22 protein-coding genes are annotated in these 24,857 nt (G+C 40.6%); 11 read left to right on the top strand and 11 right to left on the bottom strand.

The window, feature by feature from the left end; all coding sequences use genetic code 11:
- Positions 1-302: 302 nt before the first annotated feature.
- From cydC to GW828_RS06990, 3 genes are all read right to left on the bottom strand, one after another.
- Entirely contained in the window at positions 303-1,997 is a 1,695-nt protein-coding gene (cydC, locus tag GW828_RS07000; RefSeq protein ID WP_273058393.1) for a heme ABC transporter ATP-binding protein/permease CydC, read from the bottom strand.
- A 35-nt stretch (positions 1,998-2,032) separates the two neighbouring features.
- Positions 2,033-3,811 carry a heme ABC transporter permease/ATP-binding protein CydD gene (gene cydD / locus GW828_RS06995; RefSeq protein ID WP_273058230.1) on the bottom strand — a complete coding sequence of 593 codons (1,779 nt, stop codon included), beginning with the start codon at positions 3,809-3,811 and terminating at the stop codon, positions 2,033-2,035.
- Positions 3,812-4,136: 325 nt separating this feature from the next.
- Positions 4,137-5,195 carry a DUF3626 domain-containing protein gene (locus GW828_RS06990; protein WP_182697603.1) on the bottom strand — a complete coding sequence of 353 codons (1,059 nt, stop codon included), beginning with the start codon at positions 5,193-5,195 and terminating at the stop codon, positions 4,137-4,139.
- Between the two features lie 337 nt (positions 5,196-5,532).
- On the opposite strand from GW828_RS06990, the gene GW828_RS06985 reads away from it, so the two are divergent.
- Complete coding sequence (locus tag GW828_RS06985; protein ID WP_124015407.1) at positions 5,533-6,963, top strand: DEAD/DEAH box helicase; 1,431 nt, start codon at positions 5,533-5,535, stop codon at positions 6,961-6,963.
- Between the two features lie 161 nt (positions 6,964-7,124).
- Here the strand turns inward: GW828_RS06985 and dbpA are convergent, their stop codons facing one another.
- From dbpA to GW828_RS06965, 4 genes are all read right to left on the bottom strand, one after another.
- On the bottom strand, positions 7,125-8,528 hold the full coding sequence (gene dbpA / locus GW828_RS06980) for an ATP-dependent RNA helicase DbpA (RefSeq protein ID WP_182697604.1): 1,404 nt from the start codon (positions 8,526-8,528) through the stop codon (positions 7,125-7,127).
- Between the two features lie 324 nt (positions 8,529-8,852).
- Positions 8,853-9,719, bottom strand: coding sequence for a pirin family protein (locus tag GW828_RS06975; protein ID WP_273058232.1), 867 nt, complete (start codon positions 9,717-9,719; stop codon positions 8,853-8,855).
- A gap of 393 nt (positions 9,720-10,112) precedes the next feature.
- Entirely contained in the window at positions 10,113-10,910 is a 798-nt protein-coding gene (locus tag GW828_RS06970; RefSeq protein ID WP_273058234.1) for a hypothetical protein, read from the bottom strand.
- 184 nt (positions 10,911-11,094) lie between these two features.
- Positions 11,095-11,310 carry a hypothetical protein gene (locus GW828_RS06965; protein ID WP_182722602.1) on the bottom strand — a complete coding sequence of 72 codons (216 nt, stop codon included), beginning with the start codon at positions 11,308-11,310 and terminating at the stop codon, positions 11,095-11,097.
- Positions 11,311-11,899: 589 nt separating this feature from the next.
- Between GW828_RS06965 and GW828_RS06960 the strand changes: the two genes are divergently transcribed.
- Complete coding sequence (locus tag GW828_RS06960; RefSeq protein WP_273058237.1) at positions 11,900-12,730, top strand: hypothetical protein; 831 nt, start codon at positions 11,900-11,902, stop codon at positions 12,728-12,730.
- A 47-nt stretch (positions 12,731-12,777) separates the two neighbouring features.
- Here GW828_RS06960 and GW828_RS06955 read toward each other — a convergent pair whose 3' ends face one another.
- The 4 genes from GW828_RS06955 to GW828_RS06940 all read right to left on the bottom strand — a co-directional run bounded on the left by GW828_RS06955 (position 12,778) and on the right by GW828_RS06940 (position 15,807).
- The gene (locus GW828_RS06955; protein WP_273058239.1) at positions 12,778-14,277 is read right to left on the bottom strand and encodes a methyl-accepting chemotaxis protein; all 1,500 of its coding nucleotides are present in this window, start codon (positions 14,275-14,277) and stop codon (positions 12,778-12,780) included.
- Between the two features lie 566 nt (positions 14,278-14,843).
- Positions 14,844-15,086: a hypothetical protein gene (locus GW828_RS06950; protein WP_182741114.1), complete on the bottom strand. Its 243-nt coding sequence runs from the start codon at positions 15,084-15,086 to the stop codon at positions 14,844-14,846.
- Entirely contained in the window at positions 15,052-15,534 is a 483-nt protein-coding gene (locus GW828_RS06945) for a hypothetical protein (protein ID WP_182741115.1), read from the bottom strand. The genes GW828_RS06950 and GW828_RS06945 overlap by 35 nt, the downstream gene beginning before the upstream one ends.
- A 24-nt stretch (positions 15,535-15,558) precedes the next feature.
- Entirely contained in the window at positions 15,559-15,807 is a 249-nt protein-coding gene (locus tag GW828_RS06940; RefSeq protein WP_182697610.1) for a hypothetical protein, read from the bottom strand.
- Between the two features lie 665 nt (positions 15,808-16,472).
- Between GW828_RS06940 and GW828_RS06935 the strand changes: the two genes are divergently transcribed.
- The 9 genes from GW828_RS06935 to GW828_RS06895 all read left to right on the top strand — a co-directional run bounded on the left by GW828_RS06935 (position 16,473) and on the right by GW828_RS06895 (position 24,856).
- Positions 16,473-16,847, top strand: coding sequence for a hypothetical protein (locus GW828_RS06935; RefSeq protein ID WP_124015399.1), 375 nt, complete (start codon positions 16,473-16,475; stop codon positions 16,845-16,847).
- A gap of 658 nt (positions 16,848-17,505) precedes the next feature.
- The gene (locus tag GW828_RS06930) at positions 17,506-18,549 is read left to right on the top strand and encodes an extracellular solute-binding protein (RefSeq protein ID WP_273058242.1); all 1,044 of its coding nucleotides are present in this window, start codon (positions 17,506-17,508) and stop codon (positions 18,547-18,549) included.
- The gene (locus tag GW828_RS06925) at positions 18,549-20,489 is read left to right on the top strand and encodes a GAF domain-containing protein (RefSeq protein ID WP_273058244.1); all 1,941 of its coding nucleotides are present in this window, start codon (positions 18,549-18,551) and stop codon (positions 20,487-20,489) included. The genes GW828_RS06930 and GW828_RS06925 overlap by 1 nt, the downstream gene beginning before the upstream one ends.
- Before the next feature lie 8 nt (positions 20,490-20,497).
- Positions 20,498-21,637, top strand: coding sequence for a putative bifunctional diguanylate cyclase/phosphodiesterase (locus GW828_RS06920; RefSeq protein WP_273058246.1), 1,140 nt, complete (start codon positions 20,498-20,500; stop codon positions 21,635-21,637).
- A 493-nt stretch (positions 21,638-22,130) separates the two neighbouring features.
- Positions 22,131-22,712 carry a cytochrome b/b6 domain-containing protein gene (locus GW828_RS06915; RefSeq protein ID WP_273058248.1) on the top strand — a complete coding sequence of 194 codons (582 nt, stop codon included), beginning with the start codon at positions 22,131-22,133 and terminating at the stop codon, positions 22,710-22,712.
- 94 nt (positions 22,713-22,806) lie between these two features.
- Complete coding sequence (locus tag GW828_RS06910; protein WP_273058249.1) at positions 22,807-23,304, top strand: DUF1924 domain-containing protein; 498 nt, start codon at positions 22,807-22,809, stop codon at positions 23,302-23,304.
- Between the two features lie 67 nt (positions 23,305-23,371).
- Complete coding sequence (locus GW828_RS06905; protein WP_182722594.1) at positions 23,372-23,935, top strand: diheme cytochrome c; 564 nt, start codon at positions 23,372-23,374, stop codon at positions 23,933-23,935.
- Positions 23,928-24,194: a PepSY domain-containing protein gene (locus tag GW828_RS06900; RefSeq protein ID WP_124015687.1), complete on the top strand. Its 267-nt coding sequence runs from the start codon at positions 23,928-23,930 to the stop codon at positions 24,192-24,194. Before GW828_RS06905 ends, GW828_RS06900 begins: the two co-directional genes overlap by 8 nt.
- A complete protein-coding gene (locus tag GW828_RS06895; protein ID WP_182742812.1) occupies positions 24,194-24,856 on the top strand; it encodes a winged helix-turn-helix domain-containing protein in 663 nt (220 codons plus the stop codon). Before GW828_RS06900 ends, GW828_RS06895 begins: the two co-directional genes overlap by 1 nt.
- Position 24,857 lies beyond the last annotated feature (1 nt).

Raw genomic sequence — 24,857 nt, 5'->3', positions numbered from 1 at the left:
AACTAAGATCACACTCCGGGCGAGGACTGTAATTTTGAAACATAACTGAATAGCAAAAATGTGAACCCGGTCAATTTATCATTCAGGATAAAACAATTTATGTAATTTTAATGTCAAAATGGTTTGTACATTCAAACTTGGTCACGCGGCTTGGTGGCCACAATCCTAGGCACAAATACTCACCTTAAATCTATGGCCAATTAAGGTATTCCCCCTTAACATATCCGCGCAAAACACCAGTAAAATGAAAGAGTATAGTGAATGCCGGATAACATTTAAGCCCAACAATAACCTTACATGAATCAGTTAGATTGCCGTATCAATCGGCCTTGTTCTAACAGGTACACGGCATCCATTTGCTCTAAAGCCGTTAAACGGTGGCTGATCATTAATAGCGTTTTGTGCTGAGCAAAATCGAGTAACACTTTAAGAATCTCACGCTCAGTTCGTTTATCAAGTCCTTCTGTCGGCTCATCTAGCAGTAACAAAGGTGCATCACGTAATAGTGCTCGAGCTACGCCAATTCTGCGCTGTTCGCCACCGGATAATTGCCGGCCGCCTTCACCTATCCAGCAATCTAATGGTGTATCACCTTGCAACAAGGTTTGCAGGCCCACTTTATCTAATACTTCAATAAAACGTTGATCATGGGCTTTTTTGGTTTCGCCTTGTAAGTACGGCAACGCCAAAGCTAAATTGTCACGTAAGGTACCGGAAAACAGATAAATACGTTGGCTTACAACAGTCATTGCTGCCCGTAAATTAATATCGCTATAGCCACTTATTGGTTGACCATCAAGCGTAATCGCTCCCTGCTGCGCCGCCCAATCACGGGTAATCAATCCCAATAAACTTGATTTACCACACCCTGTAGGGCCCAAAATAGCAACTTTCTCACCGGCATGAATGCTCAAATCTAAGCCTTGCAACACCGGAGAATGGCTATGATAACCAAAGTGAATATCAGTGATCTGCAAGGCCCCATGATAGGCTTGCAAATCACTATTAAGATTAAATACTACACTCGGTGTTTGCTCGGTAATTTCAGTCACCCGTCGCGCGGCAAGTACTGTGCTTGATAAATGTTGAAATGCACCCGCTATCGGCATCATCATTTCAAGGCTGGCCATAGTGGCAAATACCATAAGCGCCATCAAAGGTCCTGGAGGCGAGAGCTCACCCACACCTTGACCGGCAAAATACAACATAAGCACAACGGCAGTGCCATTGATTAATATCAATAACGCTTGGCTTAAGCCAGTGATATTGGCCATCGTCGTTTGCTGGCTAAATAAACTGTGCTGTGCTTGCTCAAGCTTAGCCAAATAGCGCTGATTAGCGCCAAATATACTTAGCTCAGCTTGCCCCTGAATAACATCGAGCAACTCTATTCGATATTGCCTTTGTGCCTGCATCAGTACTTGTCCTGGTGCCTTACCTAAATAATAAAATACCAGTGGTAAGATAAGCCAAGCAGCCAGTAATAAAGCACATAAACTCAAGGCTAAATGGCTATCAAACCATCCAAGAAATACCAACAAAGTGCCAATCATCATCAAGGACGCGGCCATTGGAGTAAGCAGGCGTAAATAGAGGTGATCTAAGGTATCAATATCCGCCACTAAACGATTGAGTAAATCTCCGCTGCGTAAACCTTGTAAGTTAGCCGCACTCAAAGGCAACAATTTATTCCATGCCCAAACACGCAATTGGGTCAACAATTTAAAGGTTGCTTCATGGGTGGCTAAGCGCTCACCGTAACGGCTTGCCGTGCGGGCGATAGAGAAAAATCGCACCCCTCCGGCAGGAGTGAAAAAGTTAAACGTTTGCGCGGTTACTACCGTCAACCCCGCTACAGCACTGGCAGATAAAAACCAGCCAGATAATGACAATAAACCAATCCCTGTCAGTAAAGTGATAAATGTGAGTAACAGTCCGACTAACATCATCAACCACTGGCGGCGAAACAAAGCAACAAAAGGGCGTAATACTTGGATAATACTGCGCGGGGTGGCGTCAACGGGTTGCGACATTAGCACACCTCCTGTTGTTGATTAATCATTTGCGACAATAAGCCGTCAACCTGTTGTAAATCATTAACATGGCCTTGTTGCACTACGCATCCTTTCTCCATCACCAAAACACAATTCATACTGTGTAAATCGTCTAATTTATGGGTCACAGTTAATGCCGTTACCGACTGCATCGCGGTATTTAAGGCGGCCAGCACCGATTGCTCACTTTGAGTATCTAAACTGGCTGTCGGTTCATCTAATAAAAATAACTTTGCTGGTTGCGCTAACGCCCGAGCTAAAGCAAAACGCTGCGCTTGGCCTACCGATACGCCAGCACTTTGATCACTAATAACTAAATCGAGCCCTAATGGATGTTGGATAACAAACTCACTGATATTGGCCTGTTCAAGCAACGCCATAATCTGTTCATCGTTCAATTGTGGGTTGGCCAAAGCAACGTTTTCTCTCACAGTGCCATGAAATAATTGCGGGTCTTGGCCTAACCAAGCCAGATGTTGACGCCATTGCGCCACATTAAGCTGTGATAACTCATGACCATTAATCAGTAATGAGCCTTGATAAGGTAAAAAGCCTAGTAAGGCATTAAGCAAACTGGTTTTGCCTGCGCCACTGGGGCCAACTATCGCCCACTGCTCACCAGCTGGTAACGTAAAGGATATCGGCCCAGCTAAACGCTGGCCATCTAGGCTAAACACTTCAACGCCAATAGCTTGAATACTGATACTGCTAGCAGAAAAAGCCATAGTTTCTGAGGTAGATTCGACATTAGTAGGTGTACTGACTTGATAATCAAGCAACTCGACCAGCGCTTCAGCAGCACCTATGGCTTGAGCTTTGGCATGATAATGAGTACCTAAATCACGCAGTGGTTGATAAAACTCTGGCGCTAAAATGAGCACAAACATACCGGTAAATAAACTAATGGGTACGCCATAATGACCAAAATCTAAATGGTCTAAATAACTAAAGCCAAAATACACCGCCAATACCGCAATCGACACAGCAGCAAAGAACTCTAAAACCGCTGAACTAAGAAAAGCCAAGCGTAATACCGACATAGTTCTAGCTCGAAAATCTTCCGAGGCGTGTTCAATATTAACTAACTCAGCCTCACCACGATTAAACAGCTTTAAGGTTTGCAGCCCTTTTAATCGATCCATAAAGTAGCCACTTAAACGCGACAACGCCTGCATATTTTTACGATTTGCATCAGCCGCACCCATGCCAACTAAAATCATAAACAGCGGAATTAATGGCGCGGTAGCCAACAAAATGATCCCCGCGGCCCAATTTAGCGGAAACACGCACACTAATATCAATAAAGGAATAAACCCGGCTAACATCATCTGCGGTAGATATTTAGCATAAAAGTCATGTAAATCTTCAACCTGTTCAAATACTAAGGTTGCCCAAGCACCAGCAGGTTTTCCTTTAATAAATACTGGCCCTAAGGCAACTAACTTATTAAGTACGGCTTGGCGTATATCTTCACGTAAACGTTTACCGGCCTCAAAGCTTATCCGTTCACGTACTTGTGCTAACAATGCGCGTATCAATAACAAAGCGGTAAGCGCAAAGAACTCACGACTCAATGCAGCGGGAGCGACCATATCAATAATCACCCCCTGCAAAATTTGCGCAATAAATAAGGCTTGCCCCACTATTGCGATGCCATTTAGCACGCCACACAACACAGATAATTTGAGGAAAATACCACAAGAGGATTGCTGACTTTTGAGCCATTTGGCTAATGACTTTTCTAACGACTTGTCCATGAAACTCCGGTAGCGTTATCGATGACCACTTTAAGCACGCAGTATCGCAGTACTGGCGTTGAGTTAACACTTAAAGCAGTGTAAATGTTATCTGATTCACATTTTGCTAATAAAGGCTTATGTAAAGATTAAATTTAGCGACATTGTGGCTAAAACGTATTCCATTCAATAAAGTATATCGTTTAAAAAGAGTCCGATGGATTGCAAGTCAACATAACTATGCTCATCACAAGCATGAGCAATAACATGACACGGCTTACGAGCAAACAGAAGGACTAAATGGTGACGGTAAGTTACTGTGGGTAACCCCGTTTATTGAGCACGACTATTGATCACGACTCTGGCCATATTTTACTAATACGTGCCAAAGTAACTTTAGGTCTTGTCGCTTTTTTGAATGTGCTCCACGCTCACTCCACGAAGCTGGTTTTTTTTGCAATTGATAGGCCGCGCGACCAATAATTTCTGCATTAATTAACTCATCTTCAGCAATGCTTTGAGCCAAAATAGGCATAGCAGCACCACGGAAATCATCGGGTACTTGCGCAACATTGATTTGCCGCCCTTGATGCCAATACAATTCAATTTCGTATTCATGGCACAAAGCAATCAATGAATCACCAATAGCCGTCCCTTTAAAGGAGGGATCCGCCACTAGCATAGCAATATCTTGATCCAGCGATACAGTGCCGTGAATTTGAGCTTCAATATAATGGTCTAAATTCCCACTTGGCACCTTGTCAAAACGGTGGCTCATGTCATCAGTCAAATGCTGACTAAAATAGTCAATCAGCTTACTCGGCTTAAGTCCTGAAATCCCCAACGCATATTGACGCTCAAAACTTTCACTGAGTAATGCCGCTAGAATTGCGTCAAAGCACTTTATGGTGCCCTTTTCTTTAGGCAATCGATAAGAGTCCATGTAACTAAAAGTACATCGTGATAAGACTTGAGGATGAGTGACTAAATAGCAGCTGCCAAAGCGAGGTGCTGGGCCTAGCGGACATAAACCAAAATCTAACGCACCATATTTAGGTCGATGCTTAATGCCAGAATAACAGTGCCCAAATAATTGGTTTTCCCAATGGTCACGAGACCCACCTAACTCGGGTGATAAATGACCATTAGACACGTGGGTTTCAAACTGGCTTTTATACACGCCATCACGAAATAAACCATCAACTACAGTGAGACCTCGGTTATCTATTTGATCGGGATGAAAATGCAATGAGACTCGACTATGTTGCGCCAGCTCACGCATAGCTAGCTGGAGTGATAAGGTTGAAATATTAGACATTAACAGCACATTTTTGATCACGGCATGAGCATGATCTCGCAGCTCATATGCCATTTTCTCTATGTGGGTTTGAGCCGTTAATTTCATCAGTAAAAGACACCTTATGGTAAACCAGCTCAGCTAAGTCGCTGAATATATTTAATACAAAACGAGTGATGATTTTATTGTATGTAATAAGTCGACTTTTAGCACTGATCCAAGTGTGAAGATTAACACGATTTCATTAAATCGCTGTATTTCGACATCAAAATCGACGCGTTTTAACGATTAAATAGCCCATTATGAGTCGCTTTATGAGGGGATATATCGCTGGCCACGCAGGGATTTGATAGCACTTATAACGGTTTTCAGGTAAGCTTCACGGCCGCCGTTAATGGCTACCTTTTATTCAAAGCAACAATGCGTTGCCCAAAGAGATTTTTCTATGAGTTTTTCCTCACTTGGTCTGAATGCTGCTATTTTAAAAGCGGTTGAAAAACAAGGTTACGACACCCCCTCTCCAATTCAAGCACAAGCAATACCAGCAGTTTTAGCCGGCCAAGATGTTATGGCAGCAGCACAAACAGGGACAGGAAAAACAGCTGGTTTTACCCTGCCAATTTTAGAACTATTATCTAAAGGTGAACGCGCGCAACGTGGTCAAGTCCGTGCATTAGTGTTAACACCTACCCGCGAGCTTGCCGCACAAGTACAAGAAAGCGTCGCAACTTACGGCATCAACTTACCGCTCAAATCGGCGGTAGTATTTGGTGGTGTGTCTATCGTGCCACAATTAGCTGCGCTCAGAAACGGAGTTGACATTTTAGTGGCAACGCCAGGTCGTTTACTCGACTTATGCCAGCAAAAAGCCATTAGCTTCAGCAAATTAGAAATTTTGGTGTTAGACGAAGCAGACCGCATGCTCGACATGGGCTTTATTCGCGATATCAAAAAGGTATTGGCACTATTACCTGCCAAACGCCAAAACTTAATGTTTTCAGCTACATTTTCGAATGAAATTCGTGAGTTGGCGAAAGGTCTAGTTAACAATCCAGTCGAAATTTCAGTCACGCCGCGTAATGCCACGGCAAACACTGTGACTCAATGTGTGTATCCAGTAGATAAAACGCGTAAATCACTGGCACTAATTGAACTGATTAAAACCAATGATTGGAAACAAGTGTTAGTGTTTTCTCGTACCAAACATGGTGCTAACCGTTTAGCCAAAAGCCTGGACGCTGCGGGCATTAAAGCCGCTGCCATACATGGTAATAAAAGCCAAACAGCACGCACTAAAGCCTTGGCTGATTTTAAAGCCGGCGCGGTGCAAGTGATGGTCGCGACCGATATTGCTGCCCGTGGTATAGATATCGATCAACTGCCATTTGTGGTTAACTTTGACTTACCGAACGTACCTGAAGATTATGTGCATCGTATTGGCCGTACTGGCCGTGCAGGTTCAACAGGTCAAGCAGTATCATTAGTCGGCCTTGAAGAAGTTAAGCTACTGCATGATATCGAACGATTAATTAATCGTGTCATTGAGCGTAAGCAACTTGCTGGTTTTGAAGCGCCGTTTACTATCCCAGAAGCAGGTAGCAGATCTGGCGGCAGTGGAGCCAAAAAGCCCAACCCGAACCGCAGTAAGCATGCTCAACAACATGCCAATGACGGCACTCAAGCTGAAAAACCTGCACGTAACCACGATTCTCGCCAGCAATCTCGTGGACAAGATAAGCCTGTAGATCCTAAAGCTGCAGCAAGAGCCAATGGTAATAAGCCACCACAGCGTAATCGTCCACCACGTCGCAGTGGTACTGCACCAGTCACATCTGCAAGCAGTAATCCTTATGCCAACGCTAAAGTAAAAAGCTAATTCGTTAACCGCTAACTTGCGATAAACATAAAAAAACCGGTGAACATTGTTCACCGGTTTTTTATTATTCATTGATAACCCAATTGAATCTCACGGATAGCAATTAGACAAAATTGGGTTATCAGTTGTACGTTTTAAGCGATTCGTTTTAAGTGCAGCCGTTACATAAACCAAGCTCGGTAGCTACGGCCTTTTAACTTACCTTTACTGATAATGTTTAATGCTTGCTTAGACACATTACTTTTTACAGCAAAGTACGCACGAATGTCAGTCACTTTAATTTTACCGATATCGTTAAAATCTAACCCATTACCACCGGTTAATGCACCAACAATGTCACCTGGACGAATTTTTTGCTTTTTACCGGCTTCAATTTGAATTGTAACCATTTCAGCAGCAAGCGGTTGCTTGTTTAACGCACTCATTGGCGGTAAAGGCTCGCTGACCACGTCTTTATTCATGGCTTCTTCAATCATCGCCATTTTGTAACCATCTTCTTCACCAAAGAAAGTATAAGCGCTGCCCGAACTGCCTGCACGGCCAGTACGACCAATACGGTGAATATGCACTTCGGTATCGTAGGCAATATGATAATTAAATACCGCATCTAATTCATCAATGTCCAAACCACGTGCCGCGACGTCAGTGGCCACTAAAATGCGCGCACTACGATTAGCAAATTGGAGTAACATTTGATCACGATCCCGTTGCTCTAAGTCGCCATGCAATGCTAATACACTAAAGCCAAACTCATGCAATGAGTCAGCCACTTGTTGGGTTTCACGCTTGGTATTACAAAACACCACAGAGCTTTCTGGCTGCTTATCCAGTAACAATAAACGCAATGCTTCAAGACGACCTTGGCTATCTTCAATACGGTAGAAATGCTGATCAATCGTTAAGTTGTCGTGCTTAGCCTCAACTTTAACCATTACTGGGTTATACATAATTTGATCGGCAATCGACTTAATTTGATCAGGGAAAGTCGCGCTAAACAATAACGTTTGACGCTCACGCGGCGCGGCAGCAATAATTTGATCAATATGCTGTTGAAAACCCATTTCTAGCATGCGATCCGCTTCATCTAAAATCAGCGTATCCATGTTGCTTAAATCTAAACGGTTACGATCTAAATGATCGACAATCCGCCCCGGCGTGCCGACAATAATATGCGCGCCATGTTCTAGTGAACCCACTTGCGGCCCCATTGGAACACCACCACAAAGCGTAAGCACTTTTACGTTATGAATACCACGAGCTAAGGTACGGATTTCTTTAGCGACTTGATCGGCTAATTCGCGTGTTGGACACAACACCATAGTTTGGATACGAAAGCGTTTTACATCCAACTTATTCAAAAGCCCTAAACCAAAAGCGGCAGTTTTACCCGAGCCAGTCATCGCTTGACCAATAACATCTTCACCAGCCAAAATCGGCGGTAAGCTCTCGGCTTGGATCTGAGTCATTGATTCAAAACCCATAGTTTGGAGGTTTTCAAGCAATTCAGGTTTTAAATTAAGTGATGCGAAAGCCGGGTTAACGACTTGTTCTGTAGACTGACTCAAGGCAAATATCCTCTGATATCGAAAGGTAAAAAGCAGACAAAAGCTGCAAAAAAATATACCAATACCATTACATAAATGAGCCATTATCATGCAAAAAATCCGTTAATAGCGAAACAAAATGAACATATACAATGATGTATATGAAAAAATGCTTACTGCTATTTTTGAACGATTTATCTTGCCAGAAGGAACAGATAATAAATAAGATTGGTGTTAGCACAGGTATTAAAACAAACCCGAGCCAGATGTCAGCTATTGTAGCAATTTTATTGCTAGTTCGCAGACAAATATTTACCGAGAGCTCTACTTATGGTGCACCTAAGACTACACAATTTGGCCAAAATGACCTTGCTGATAATCGCGAACAGCTTGCTCTATCTCAGCTCGGGTATTCATTACGAACGGGCCCATCTGGACAATTTTTTCATTAATAGACTTGCCCGCTAATATTAACAGCCCAGCACCGGTAGCCTCAGTTTGAAAACAGCACACTTCTTGTGCGTCCAACACTAACAACTGCCCTGCTCCTGCGGTTTCACGTAGACCTTGTGAATCAATATAGTTAAGTTCACCTGCATACACATAAACGCATACGGTTTGGTGCTCAGCAAGGCTCAAGGTGCCATGACCATATGCAGTTAAGGTTAAATCGGCAATGGCCCCTTGACCAGCTAACCCCTGAATAGCTGACGTAATCTTATGTGGTTGATTAATAAATCCCCAACTCCCCGCCAAGGCAACAAGTGATGCACCGTGTTCGTTATCTAAACGTGGGTTAGCCTGTTGGCTGGTGTCTTGATAAATCGGCGGGCGCATTTTGTGTTTTGCTGGCATATTGATCCAAATTTGGAACCCATGCAGCCCTTCTTTGGCATCGGCTAATGGCATTTCAGAATGCACCACGCCACTGCCAGTACTCATCCACTGTACGTCACCAGCACGAATAGGTTTAACATTGCCCATTTGATCGCGATGTTCAAAGCCACCTTTACGAATATAAGTAAAGGTTTCTACACCTCTATGTGGATGCGGCGGAAAACCACCAATAAAATCTTGTTCATCATCAGACTTAATCTCATCAATCATTAAATATGGATCGAAACGAAGCTTGTCAAAGTCAGCAACACGATTGATGTTCACACCATCACCGTCCATTGCGGGCAAGGCGTTAATACGCTGTAATACTTTCATGAAAACCTCGGCGACTAAAAAATAATCTTTCAATCATAGCAGCCATCTAACTGAATAAATATTGCATAATAGTGTCGTTTCCTTTCGAAAAAATCGACTATACACACCATATGACTTGAAGAATAATCAACCAAAGTTATCTGTGATGACCACAGATATTCTGACTAACCACAACTTGAGTTAATAGATGAACAAGAGGGTTAAGTCGCTAAACTTGAGCTTATAATACTCACACATGAACATTGCTCTTATAGTAAGGCAACATTACGCATTAATAGCTAAGGTATTGTAAGTGAAGACATCTCAGTTAACGGTGCAAAAGAATATTTGATATACGCTTATTTAACCTCCTAATTGAGGTTAAATAATAATATGTTTTATATCTGCGGTACCTCACTGCATGATTGCATTCATGACAGGCATAAAATGAAGCCCACCACCCACGAACATAACCCGCTCATTATTATTGAGCGCGCTTTTCACTTTTTTAATGGCGCTATGGTCCCGAAATTCATTCACACGATGTTTAATCGCTTGAAACCTTGAAAATTCAAGGGTGCTTAGTTGCTGGTCAAAAATAGTCGCCGATGTAAACTCTACCCATGACATAGGCTTACCCACCATTGTGGACAACATAATGTCTAACTCAGCAATTGAATGTGGCTTCGCATGTAGTTGATATTCAGTTGCAGGAAAACCAGATTGACCGAGTAATATAGTCATCTTATTTGTAGCTTCAGCAAGGCTAGTATTATTGAGCAACTGTGGAGCTTGCCTTAATAAATAAAATACCTTTAGGCTTTCTTCATCAAACTGTTCTAAAACAAATTTAGCTTCACTTAGGCTATCACCCTCCCAAGTTGTTACTTTGACATTATTCTGCTTAGCTAAAAATTGTAAAAATGCCATTTCACCACAACACTTAACCGCTTCAGCTTTATTCATTTTATCGGGCCAATAACCACCTTCTAGCAACACTAAAGTGGGATTAAGCTCATTAAAAAGTCTTTCTATATCGACCAGCTGAAGATCATTAACATCATTTGTATGTGTAGTGCCAATAATCATATAGCCACGTTCTAATGAACGTAATAATGATAAATTAGATTGCGGCTTATATCTGTCACTCGCTTGAACATTTCCATACAAACCGAATACCAAAAATACAACAACAGTAATGATTTTTATCATCGTATTACTTCCCTGTACATCCAAATATAATTGACTATATTCCATTATCATTAACAGAAAACTATGCGATCAACACAACATAAAACGAGCTTAATAGTCTGTTGAAGTCGCCAATATTGTTATGACTATCATTGAATTCTTTTTAGCTTTTCAGCCCTTATTCAAAGCTATTTATTGTAAAAATCTAGTTACACGCACACGCTTTTTGGCCATTTTTTTGAATCCATTCTTCATATTGATCTTCAGGACATTGCCTTTTCATCGCGGGGCATTGAGCACTATTACGTGAATAGTCGCCACCCGTAATTTTCTCGATTAACGGATCATTAATCTGCGCACTAAAATCTTGAGAAGAACAGCCAAATAATACTGTAATAATGACAATTGATAGGTATTTCATGTCATGTCCTTTTGCATTTTATACCGTAAATCGACGCCTAAAATAGATACTTAAAGGTGTCATAAAGTGAGCTAAGAAAAAGTGCACGCAATGATTTTTCAGGCTAATAGAGAACGTATTTCACCTATAACCGTTTAATATTAAGCGTTAACTTTATTAGCATATTTATCAAAAACGTTACCTACAATAACCCCAAAAATTCCCCCACTAAGCAATAAAAAACCAGCGGTGATACAAGTAAATAGAATATAACGAAAGTGTTTTCGATGAAAAATAACGTAATAATCGCAGGAGAAACCAAACTATCAGCCTCTGATAGCGAATACAGCTAAAAAGTATAATTTTCACTTGCTACTATTTGGCTATACATTTCATTTATAGCATTATTCTAAACAGATAAGTCTCATGCCTCATACTAAAACATAAAGTCTAAATAACAAGCAAAAAGTAATCCTATTATAAAAATGCCATACTCGCACATTAACCGGTACCACTCACTTAACTGCCTAATTCGCCAATAGAACTGAACTTTACTTTCTATTAACAATCTAAAGTAACAAGCATAAAACCAAGGCGACACGCACGCTAAATGAATACGATCACCGCATATAAAGAAGGCAACAACTTACAAGCGAACACATTTGATAAATCGTACTTATTTAAGTCATTGGTCTGCGCATTAGTGATCCACAGCGTACTGGTATTGTTTATTAGTTGGTTTTGGCAACAAGACGCACAGCAAAGAATGACAGCACTCACAACGCCAACAAAATACTCAGCCATTAAAAGCTACCTCATAACCTCACAACAATACCAGTCACAAATCAATGACACCGAAAACGTGCCACAATCACAGGTTACAACAATACTCAAACCAGTAGAATCTGTAGCAGCAGAAACGACAGCACTCATTAACAGAGAGCCCGCTAAGATAACACCTATATTGATAAAAAAAACGACCATCTCGCCAGTTAAACTCAATAATCAACTTAGAGAAGCCAAGCCAAAAACAGACTCAACATCAAACTCATCTTCTGACACAGTTAACACTGCAGCATCCATTAAAGAAGCAGCAAGTCAATACATTAAGCAACATCATAACGACCAGCTTGAGCAACTCATAGGCACCCAAACAGCGCAACAAAATAAACCCCTTGGCACCATGAGCGAAATGGATCCTCAATTAGATTTCATTGAGTTAACCCCCAAAGTCGATACAAGCCAGCCCAACACCTTAAATCACCGATTAGACCCTAATAGAATTGTAAAACAAGGAGATTATTGCTACCGAGTAGTCGATCTCGCTACCCAGGTTAACCCCCATGGTTGGGGATTAGGTTTCGCAGAATATTGTGGCGAAGATGAATCTAAAAAGCAGCTAACAGAAGCGATTAACAACAGGATAAGCAAAGTAAAATGATCTCAGCCTTAGCTAAGTCATCAGATCCAAATCGATGATAGTACAATCTAATTAAATTGATTTACCAACTCAGTTTGACGGTTTCCCTGACCGCTAATTTCTTGACTATGTATTGCTGCATGATGACAATTCTGTTCGAATTGATTAATGCCATCTTGTAATATCATAGCATTAGTATAAATTTGATTAACAACAGCAGCTTGCTCTTCTGCAGCAACTGAAATTTGCTCGCCATTACTTTCGATAATTCCCATCACTTCGCTCACCGAAATCAGGCTTTGCTCGAGCATTTTACTGGAATCGATACTCCTATTGGTCAAAATATCACTTCGTTCCATTTGCGCAACCGCCTTTGCGGTTGTCTGACTCAGTGTATTGATAATAGCGTGTATTTCATGTGCAGAAGTTGCCGAGCGACTGGCCAAGTTACGTACCTCGTCTGCGACCACCGCAAATCCTCTGCCCGACTCTCCAGCTCTCGCAGCTTCAATAGCAGCATTGAGTGAAAGTAAGTTTGTTTGCTGCGCAATACTCTCGATCACATCGACCACTTGGTTTACGTTTTGACATTGCTGATCCAATGAAGAAATAGCAAGACGAGACTCCTCCAATAAGTTATTAATTTCCGTAGTCGCGATTTGGCTGCTAGCTAATGCCGCCTTAGTTGACTGTATTTGGTTAACTAAGTGATGAATTTCTGTTGTTGAATTTGTGGTATTTTTAGCGATATCGGTAACCGAAGAGCTCATTTGGCCGATGGCTGTGACAACTTGCTCCAGGTTTTGCGACTGCGTCACCAACTGGTTTTGATTTGCTTGATTTTGTTGTTGATGCTCTTCTAAACCTTGCTGCAATTCCTCGCCACTGTCTTTTATACGTCCAACCACCGCCAGCGTTTCAGCTTTTTGCATCCGTAGACTTAACTCGATATGGGAAAGCTCATCGGTATAACCTGTGTAAACAAATTGATTTAGCGGATTATCGTGTATTTTTTCACTCAACATCAGGATTTGGCTAAAACGCTGCTTAAGAACATAAAGCGGCCGACAAAAACAGATAATGGCCACAATAAATGCGAGTACCGTGAAAAAACCATTGGAGTAAGGTAAGGACATCAATAACCCTACTGATAACAACCAAGCCAATAAGAGTTTGGTAATAATACTGGCGCCAAACTTTGGCTTGGCGGCTTTTCCAGCATTAATGGCATCGTAACAGGCTTGGGCGCGTTCAGTCAGCTCTGCTTCAGGCTGAGTTCTTACCGACTGGTACTCGCAAATAATCCCATTACGTTTAATCGGGGTGACATAAGCATTAACCCAATAATATTGACCGTTTTTGCAGCGATTCTTCACCAATCCCATCCAGCTTTTCCCCTGCTTAATAGTGTCCCATAGGTCACTAAATGCAGCTTTAGGCATATCAGGATGACGAACTGTACAGTGGGGATGATTGATAAGTTCATCTTCTTTATAACCACTGACAGTCATAAAGTCATCGTTAACATGAGTAATAATACTGTCTAAATCGGTTGTCGAAAGAATCATATAATCCGACGGATAAGTGACTTCCTCATCGATGATATCTTTTATGGTCATGTTGATATATTAAACGTCATTAAGTAAATAAGTGAGCCGATTATTAAACAATCAGTATTACTTGTATGTGATGACTCACGACTTTAATCAGTAAATAATTAACATCTTTAAAATATATGCGATAAGTCACATTGATAACAACCAAAATCAATGTGGTATCAAAGTTTACGTTGCGAAGTATTGATTAATCATATAAATGATTATAGCGCTAGAGGTAGATTTTTGATGCCAGTCGCTACCATAAGACAATCAACAGTGACGCAATAACAGCTATTATGCCAATGAGTAGAATCACTCTTGATTATTTGATATCAAAGAAACAAGCAATATTAAAATACTGTGACACGCTTATTACCAACAGTGCCAAAAACAATACGCCTTGACACCTTATAGCACCAAGCGGAAACCTAGGTATAGGAGTAACCACTATTCAGACTCACTACAATGCAAACAATTAACTTGATAATATGATGAGCAAGATAATGACTATTATCATTATTTATTCGGTTTTAATTTTACTTAAAGTAATTAAAACCTAAAGATGCCATAGGATAAAGTGATTTAATATTGCGTCTATATTTAGCAAAGATAATAGTGGCTATGGTGACAACAATAGTGACCCCAAAAGGATGCTTTTGGGTTTGTTTTTTAACAGAGTAAAGTAATAAATTGATCGATAATTCACTCTGTCTAGCTGATACGTTACCTTGCATACGCTTTAGCTTAATCGAGTGATTGAGATGCTTTAGAGATGACATCCATACCCTCCTTTAATTGCGAGATAGTGTCTTTAAAGCCAAAAAACTGCATTAGGTATTTTTGCCAGTAAACTAAACCGACTAAAACCACACTCATTGTGAATAAAAATAGTCCTACTCCGATAAGCATGTTGTGAGTAATGCTATATGAAACAATTCCTACACTGACACATATACTGAAAATAAAAAGTACCAATAAAGGAATAAACAAAAGTTGGCAAACAAGAAATTTTTTCGCCACAACAACATTTCTAGAGACTTCCATAAAGAAAAGTTGGACAGTAGATTCTGACCACTGCCCAATATCTTGCGCGACTTTTGATACCTTATTAAAAATATCAGTTATTTCGTCAACATTAGCATTAACCTCATCTGAATTAGATAACGGATCGGCTTGCGTACCGTCAGAGATCTTATTGTTACTCGACACTGTCTTGGTGTTTTCCATAATAAAATCTCTCCGGTTACCTTTTTACTTTGTAATTTTCGAAATTGCCCAGCCAGCTAAAAATGCACACCCAACACTGAGTAAAGGATGTTCCTTTATCATGTTTCCAGCTTGATGGGTTGCAGACTTAACTTTTGCAGAGCCTTCATTGAGTGATTCTTTGGCGTGATCTTTTAAAGAACTAACGGCTTCTGATGTTGCCTCTTCAGCCAAATGATAAGCATCTTTGACTTTTTCTTGAGAGTCTTGATTTTTTTCTTTTGTTGTAGCCATTTTAATCTCCTTAAATAATCTTTCGAGTTCTATTATTACGAATAAATAGCAATAATAAATGATTACATCCAAACATTACTATCTAACATAAAATAGGTAAATCAATACAATATCAATTTAAAAACGATAAAGTATCGATTGTTATTAGTTATGATGCGAATGACATGCCACAATGATAATATTAACTATAAAAATCATAGATGAATGATATAAATAGCTTTTTATTACAACCACATTAAATTTAAATACCTAAATACATTTAACTTTGTATTTTTTACAGGTAATTATATTAAATCATGTAAAAATTACTCAAAAAACCATGTGAGTAGAATCAATTTTCATTATAAAAAATTTATTCGCTAGATGATTAAACACGCTGAAATATTCTTTGATAATAAAATATGTATGAGTAGTATTAGAGATGAACTCTATCCTCCATTACCCTATAATATATCCTCACGGTTTGGGAATTTCATCAATCTAATATACAAAAAAGAAAGCAGTAAAAAAATCAACTCAACAATGGTTATGCATAAATGCCATAGTGTCGATATACCAGCACTGTTAGCGTTTATATGGGTCACACAATTGATGTGTGCTAGATAACGGTAAATCAATCAAAACACGGTATAATCACGGTGAATTAATGATAAGAGGAAGATAACGTGCTGACAAAAATTCTAGTCACACTATTAGTCATTATTGGCGCTATTGTGTACTTACGTCGCGGTCGAGGTAATAAAGTCAGTCACAGCGCTGCAATGGCTGAAGCAGAAAAATATCCCTTTTTTAGTCGGGCAATTATTTACGCAATGATTGCTATGTCGATGTTAGCAACTGCAGGTTATTGGGGCTGGAGTTTGTATGACGACAACACTGTGGTTGATGTAACAATTTCATCCCCTATAGAAGCGATGACAGCAAGTTACAAAGTCCGTAAAAAAGATATTGAAGCAGAGAAGATTACCACTATTGACGGGATTCAAATCCGTTTATCGAATCAAGAAAGATTAACCATCAAAGCGACCAAGGGGCAATAATACCTCAAGCTTCAATGCTCATGCTTTGACTTAATCATGCCAAACATAATGCCATGTCTTTGATCTTTTATCCTAGTTCTGCCGATTTCAATCATCAAGGCGATTTATTCGCCAGCAACATGGCTTAGCCCCACCATAATATTGTGCTGCGCCTCTGTCCCATGGTGCAGATCATTACGATAAAATAATCACCAGCACTATAGATAAAACCTCAGAGCAATGGTGTTAAGGCTGGGCAAGATCAATGTCATACCTTTGGCCGAAAAACAACAGCCAGCAGCGGCCTCAGGATAAAATTAACGACTCCATCTTCATCGACACAATCCACAATACCATGATGAGTAACATTGATATCTCAGGGCAGAGACTGGCTTTAACTTAACATTAGGTTTACCGATCTCATCAACAATCTAGTTGCAGAATGAAAAAATTGTTTTCATCGCTTCACATGCTAAAGACCCGTTTGCTAAACACTTGATATAATACTTGTAAGTTATTTTTATTTATCGTGCTGCTAATTACCACTTTTCTACTATCCTAGGTCTATAGAATATAATTTTTATTCAATAGCATTATTTAAGCAAAAAATACTTTCTCTAAGTGCATCAAATCCTTGTATTATTAATGTTGAAATGCTTTAACATCAGGTGGTAGTTAGATGTCTAATACGTATAAACAAATGCGTTGCTTTATTATATTCCTGTCATCTGCTTGTTTTAGCCTTGCTGCCTATTCTGAAGATACATTAAGTGTATTGGCATGGCCTGGGTATGCAGATCCAGATTTAGTTACCATTTTTGAACAGCGTTATCAGGTTAAGGTTAATGTCACCTTGGTTGAATCTGATGACACTATGTGGAATCGGTTAAATGCAGGTATTGGGGATAAATTTGATGTATTTGCTGTCAATACTGCCCAATTACAACGTTATATTGATAAGGGTATTAGCGTCCCCTTAACATTATCTAATATCCCCAATAGTCAAAATCAATTGCCACGTTTTAGCGACCTTTCTTCAATACCGGGTCTGATCCGAAACGGCAAAGTATATGCCATTCCCTACACCTATTCAGAAATGGGTCTTATTTATGATCGAAATGAGTTTAGTCAGCCTCCTGATTCTTTTTCGATAATGTGGGATAAACGTTATCAAGGCCGAGTATTGATGTATGCGGGCAGTGAGCACAACTTTTCGTTTGCTGCGTTATCGCTTGGTTTAAAAAATCCTTTTCAAATTCCAAATTCAGAGTTTGGCCTGGTGACCCAGCAAGTTATTGCTTTGCGTAGAAATATTTTGACTTACTATGAAAAACCGGAAGAAGCGACGCTGCTATTTAACGAAAACCATATTGCATTAATGTTCGCAAATTATGGTTCTCAACAAGTCAAAATGCTCAAAGAAACTCAAGCTAATATTGGCTATGTTATCCCCAAGGAAGGCGCTTTAGCTTGGTTAGACTGTTGGTCTGTTACTCGAGATGCTAAAAATAAAACGTTAGCGGAGAATTGGATTAACTTCCTATTAGAACAAAAGGTGAGTCATGCTCTATCAGAAAGACAAGGCTTAGCAAATACGCTTGAAGAACCGGAAGGGTTAACAGCGTCGGATAAACTCATCTGGTTGGAGCGGGTCGAAAATATGGATAAACGTAAATTGCTATGGGATAGAATTATCTCTGGCGAAGTGCCGGAAGAATTTTAATGGCTGCAGTGTCATCAAATAATCAGCCTGTTAAATTTGGCATTGCGATTAAACTTACCATCTTGCTGTCCCTGTTTGGGATTTTAGCCAGTGCTTCTACAGGCTATTTCACCTTTAATGCCACCCGCGATATCTTATCGGATAAAGCGACGCAAGGAATGATTGATGCCACAAAACTTCTCGGCCGACGTTTTTATTCGATGGCTAATGAGGCGGCTAACCAAACCAGAGTTCTAGCAAATACTAAGTTAGTAGACGATTCATTTGGTCATGATAATGCCTCAGTGATTGCTCGAGAATCTTTGTCAGATAATTTCAAAAGTTTATTGTCGGTTTACCCTGAATATTTTCAAGTTAGATTAATTGGCGCGCAAGAGTATGGGCGCGAGATGGTTAGGGTTGATCGGGATGATGGCCAATTAGTTGTGATCCCTCAACCCCATCTACAAGAAAAACAACATTATCCTTATGTCTATAAAACCTTAAAACTGAATAAAGGCGAAGTATTCTTTTCTAAAATTTTTATTAATCATGAACGGGGGGCTCATGCTGGATTAGGCCAACCGACATTGCAGGTGGCATCGCCTGTTATTGATGATAAAGGCAAAGCCATTGGGGTGATTGTCATTAATGTCGACTTGAATTTGATGTTTAGCATATTGAAGTCAGATATGTCTGAAGAGTATCAACTGTATTTGACTAATGAGACAGGTGATTTTCTTATTCATCCAAATAGACTAGAAACCTTTGGTTTTGATCGTGGACGACAATTTTTAGTACAAGATACCTTTGAGGCGGTTGATCAAATTATTAATTCTGGCGTACAAGCCGTCACGATTCGACAAACGCTAGGTTTTGATAATATTGAAAGTATCGGTGGATTTACCAGTATTCCTTTTAGTCAATCTACCGGTAATCGTTTCGTGATTATCGGATTAACTGTGCCGATTGATTTTGCTTTATCTGAAACGAACATTTTGACTGAAACAGGCCTGCGGGTTGTTCTGGGATTGAGTTTTCTCGGTATTCTTATTTCGCTCATAGTGGCGAGAATATTTGTGCGCCCCTTGAAGAACTTGGTCGCGGTTGTGCGTCGGTTTAGTGAGACAAATCAGGTGACTCGACTCTCAAATTATAAGCAAGATGAACTAGGGCTGCTGGCAAATAGTATCGTCAGTATGCAAGAAGGTATTTTAACTCATTTAACGAGTCTTAATGACCAAAATACTCAACTCAATCACGAGATTCACGAGCGAGAAAAAATTGAAGCTTATGATAAATTCCATACACATACATTAGAGTTATTGGCCCAAAATAAAAATTTAGATGATATTCTTGAATCGATCGTCTTAGGGATCGAGGGGCTAAAAGAAAAATTTATTTGCAGCATTCTGTTGATTGATAAAAGCGGTAAAAAATTTGTTAAAGTGATCGCCCCTCACTTACCTGACTTTTATAATGAAGCACTTGAAGGGGTTGAAATTGGCATAGGTGTTGGCTCTTGCGGTACTGCGGCGTTCACTAAAGAACTGGTCATTGTTGAAGACATTCAGACACATCCTTTTTGGAGTAATTATAAAGCACTGGCAACACAGGCAAACTTAGCTTCATGCTGGTCTCAGCCTATTATCTCTTCATCAGGCTTAACATTAGGTACTTTTGCAATGTATTGCCGGGAAGTGGCGACACCTTCTGCAGATGATATCGAACTCATTAAGAGAACGGCTCGCTTAACCAGTGTCTCAATTGAACGAAAGTATGCAGAAGATGAAGTTAATAATCTGGCTTTTTTTGACTCACTGACCCTGCTTCCGAATAGGCGCTTATTACTCGACCGTTTAAATCAGGAGCTCGCTGCAAGAGTACATAGTAAAAAGCAAGCCGCTCTTTTATTTATTGATTTAGATAAATTCAAGGCGCTCAATGACTCATTTCATTAGGCCATGATATGGGTGACCTATTATTACAACAGGTTGCAAGTCGCATCAAAGCTTGTGTAAGAGAGAGTGATACCGTGTCTCGTTTAGGTGGTGATGAGTTCGTGGTCATGCTTAAAGGGCTCAGTGAACAAGCGATTGTCGCGGTGTCAGAAGCGGAAGTTGTCGGCAAAAAAATTCTCCACTCATTGTCAGAAACCTACCAACTTGCGTCTCATCAATATCTTATAACCCCTAGTATTGGTGTTACATTATTAAGTGCTGACCATCAAAATGCTGATGAAGTATTTAAGCAAGCTGATATTGCTATGTATCAGTCTAAAAAATCAGGTGGCTGTGCGCTATTTTTCTATGACCCCGACATGCAAGCCCATCTTATTTCGCGTATTCGTATTGAAACCGAATTACGCGAAGCCATTAGCAAGGGAAAACAATTTGAACTTTATTATCAGCCTCAGATTAACTCATTGGGTATTGTAACGGGAGCTGAAGCGCTAATTCGTTGGAATACTGCGGATCGAGGTATTGTTTCACCTTTAGAGTTTATTGCTATTGCGGAAGAATCAGGTTTGATTTTGCCCTTGGGAGATTGGGTTTTAGAAACAGCCTGTCAGCAACTTGCAACTTGGGCATTAGAACCGAAATCAGCTCATTTGACCTTGGCCGTGAATATTAGTGCAAGACAAATGGGCATTCCAGCATTTGTTGAGAATGTATTAACTATCGTGAGTCAGGCGAATATTAACCCAGAGAAACTTAAGCTAGAGCTTACAGAAAGTATTTTATTGGAAAATATGGAAGATACAATTACAAAAATGACCGCTCTTAAGGCACGGGGGATCAAATTTTCTATCGACGATTTTGGTACCGGATATTCGTCATTACAATACCTGAAACGCTTACCCTTGGATCAGCTTAAAATTGACCAATCATTTATTCAAGATATTGAAAATGACCCCAATGACAGGGCAATTGTGCGGACCATTATTGCCATGGCAAATAGTTTAAATCTAGAGGTGATCGCTGAAGGCGTTGAAACAGAAAAACAGAAAGAACTACTGACTAACAAAGGTTGTTTAAACTACCAAGGATATTTATTTAGTAAACCCTTGCCGTTAAAAATGTTTAACCAGTATCTGACAAAGCATTAAGTCTATTCTACAAAACCATGGGGCCAGAATCTTATAGCGTGGCTCCCATTATTGCCATTGCAACGGTTCATTTGCTTGATTGACAGCAAGCAGTTCTGCTTTGCTGAAATAACCTTGTTGGCCGAAAACTAGGCTATTGCTTTGAAGAAACCATCTTTTAAATCGATAAACAGTGATAACAATCTATCGCCATCGACATGAATACAAGCAGTGTTAGTCAATAATGATTCTGCCTTACTCTATTAATAGGGTGCTCAATATTTATGTTCCTCAAAGTGACAATCCCCACTCAACAAGTGTGTACACATCCTTGCTATTTCGTTGTTCGAAACCATAAAGCTCAACAGCAACGTTTTTGCTAATCAATCATAAAGCCCGCTGGGCTCATATCATTTCAGCTTAAAGCAACTCATTTGACCTTCTGAAAATTTAAGCGAGGTTTAAGTTTGGGTTCAGTAACCTACTCCTAGACCACAATTAGGAGAGTCACATTATGTCATCAAATACACTGCAAACCATTAAAGTCTGGGATGTGTTGATCCGCGTATTCCATTGGTCACTCGTTGGCTTTTTTACCTTAGCGTACCTCACAGAGGGCGAAGATGAATGGATGACGATCCACAGCTACGCAGGTTACAGCATTTTAACCCTGCTGGTGTTTCGCTTGTTATGGGGTGTAATTGGAACTCATCATGCGCGCTTCAGTAACTTTGTCACTCGGCCTAAAAACGCCTTAATTTATGTCAAGGCACTTGCCACTGGTAAAGCCAAAGATTATGTCGGCCATAACCCTGCTGGAGCCTTGATGATCATCACCTTGATAATCAGTATCGCCATCACCGGATTTTCAGGAATGGCCCTATACGCCACCGATGGGTATGGGCCATTAGCCACCAGCTTTTTTGCCACTTGGCCAGAAGGCGCAATAAAAGAAGTCCATGAGTTTTTTGCCAACTTTACCGTGTTCTTAGTGGTTATCCATGTCGGCGGCGTGTTAGTCAGCAGCTTGCTCCACAAAGAAAACTTAATCAGAGCCATGATTACCGGCAAAAAACACCGTCCACTAGAAAAGTAACACTGATTTAATCAATCTATTTTTGAGATAGAAAGCACTCATATAGTGAGCTTTCAGCGTCAACCTGACATTTTTAACCCAAAAGGAATGCCCTATGAACACAATGACTCAACCCACCATTAGCCAAAAGCTTAATCTAGTTAAGATATCGGTCTTAATGCTGAGTAATATAAGTTTAACCCTTGCTTGCCTTGCTATCACAAGCATTAGTTTCACCAGCTTTGGTGTAAATGCCGCTAACAGTAAAGTGGATAGCCTCCCCTTAAGTGCCGAGCGCATTGGCAGGCAACTGCAAAACTATCAATCCCTAGGCGCAGGGCCATTCTCTGCGGCAGCGGGACAAACATTATGGATGAAGGAAATGGATGGTCGTAGCTGCACTAGCTGCCACACGGCTAAAGTCAGCGAAATGGGCATGCACCAAAATACCCGTAAGATGATTGATCCTATGGCGCCATCTATCACACAAGCTCGTCTAACAGACACAGCAAAAATAGAAAAATGGTTTACTCGTAACTGTAATTGGACCTTCAAACGCGACTGTACCGCACAAGAAAAAGGCGATGCTTTACTCTGGTTAAGCCAGCAATAACAAAGATTAACCAGTGATAAACAATCATTATTTTTATTAAAGACAACAGCGAACAAAGGAACATATCATGACAAAGCAAACGCATCTGATAAGCTGGATTGCAGGTTCATCGATTACGGCAGCCGCACTAGCCATTGGTATTATCGGTATCAGCCTGACTCTAACAGGCACAGGATATGCCGACGATGACCATAACCGAGGGCGGGGAATTCCACAAAATGTGGAATATAGCGCCGAATGTGGCAGTTGCCACATGGCCTACCCTGCCAATTTATTACCTGCAGAAAAATGGCGCGCCATCACAGCTAATCTTGAGGATCATTTTGGTGATAACGCCAGCCTAGACCCTCAAGCAACGGCTAGAATTGAGGAGTATCTGCTTCTACATGCAGCTAAAAATGGTAAAGTGCTAAAAAACAGTAAGCCATTAATAGCAGGCATGGGGCCGCAAAAAATCACCGAGCAGGCATTTTTTATTCGTAAACACGATAAGATCCCTAAACGCATGGTACAAGATAACCCTAAAGTCGGCTCATTCAGTCAATGCAGTAATTGCCACAACCTCGCAGAGAAGGGCGTATTCAATGAAGATACCGTTAATATTCCTGGTTTTGGCCGTTGGGATGATTAGCAGCTCAAGCTGTGATGCTCACGATGATGATCTTTCAAGCAAAGTCGTAGAGTGGGTAAAAGAAGGCAAAGTGTTATCATTTGACAGCATAATGCAACGCTATGAATCAAGATTAAATGGCCGATTGCTCGACCTAGAGGTTGAGCAAAAACATGGACGTATCATCTACGAACTCGAAATTTTACGCGATGATGGCATAGTGTATGAGATCAAGATTGACGCCAAAACCGGCGAGTGGTTAAAAGAAAAGGTCGACTAATGCGTTTGCTATTTATTGAAGATGATACCGATCTAGTCGCTCGGCTCATTCCCGCCCTTAACAAGGCGGGATATGCAGTCGAACATGCAGATAATGGTATCGATGGGGCTTTTCTTGGAGAGGAGGAAAACTTCGAAGCCGTGATCCTCGATCTCGGCTTACCCGGCAAGCCAGGTTTAGAGGTTCTCAGTCAATGGCGACGACAAGGTTTAGCCATGCCAGTACTTATCCTCACCGCGCGTGATGCCTGGCACGAGCGTGTTGATGGTCTCAAAGCGGGAGCAGATGACTACCTAGGCAAACCTTTTCATGTCGAAGAATTACTCGCAAGGCTCGAAGTATTAATTCGCCGTCATTTTGGTCGTGCCGATAATGTATTACAACATGCAGGCGTCTCTCTTGATGTCGACAAACAAGCCGTGACTAATTGCGATGGTGAAGTGATAGAGCTAACTAAAATTGAATATCGCCTGCTGCATTATTTGATGGTCAATCCAAGCAAAATAGTCTCTAAAACAGAGCTAAGTGAGCGCATATATGAAGAGGAACACATCAAAGACAGTAATGTTATTGAGGTATATGTTAATCGCTTACGTCAACGTTTAGGCAAAGATTATATTGAAACTCGTCGTGGCCAAGGGTATCGGCTTAAGGAGCAATAAG

Origin of the sequence: Shewanella vesiculosa (assembly GCF_009994065.1) — a bacterium.
GTDB classification, from domain to species: domain Bacteria; phylum Pseudomonadota; class Gammaproteobacteria; order Enterobacterales; family Shewanellaceae; genus Shewanella; species Shewanella vesiculosa.
Note: the sequence above shows the minus strand (reverse complement) of the source record. Positions and strands in the feature narration are given on the sequence as shown.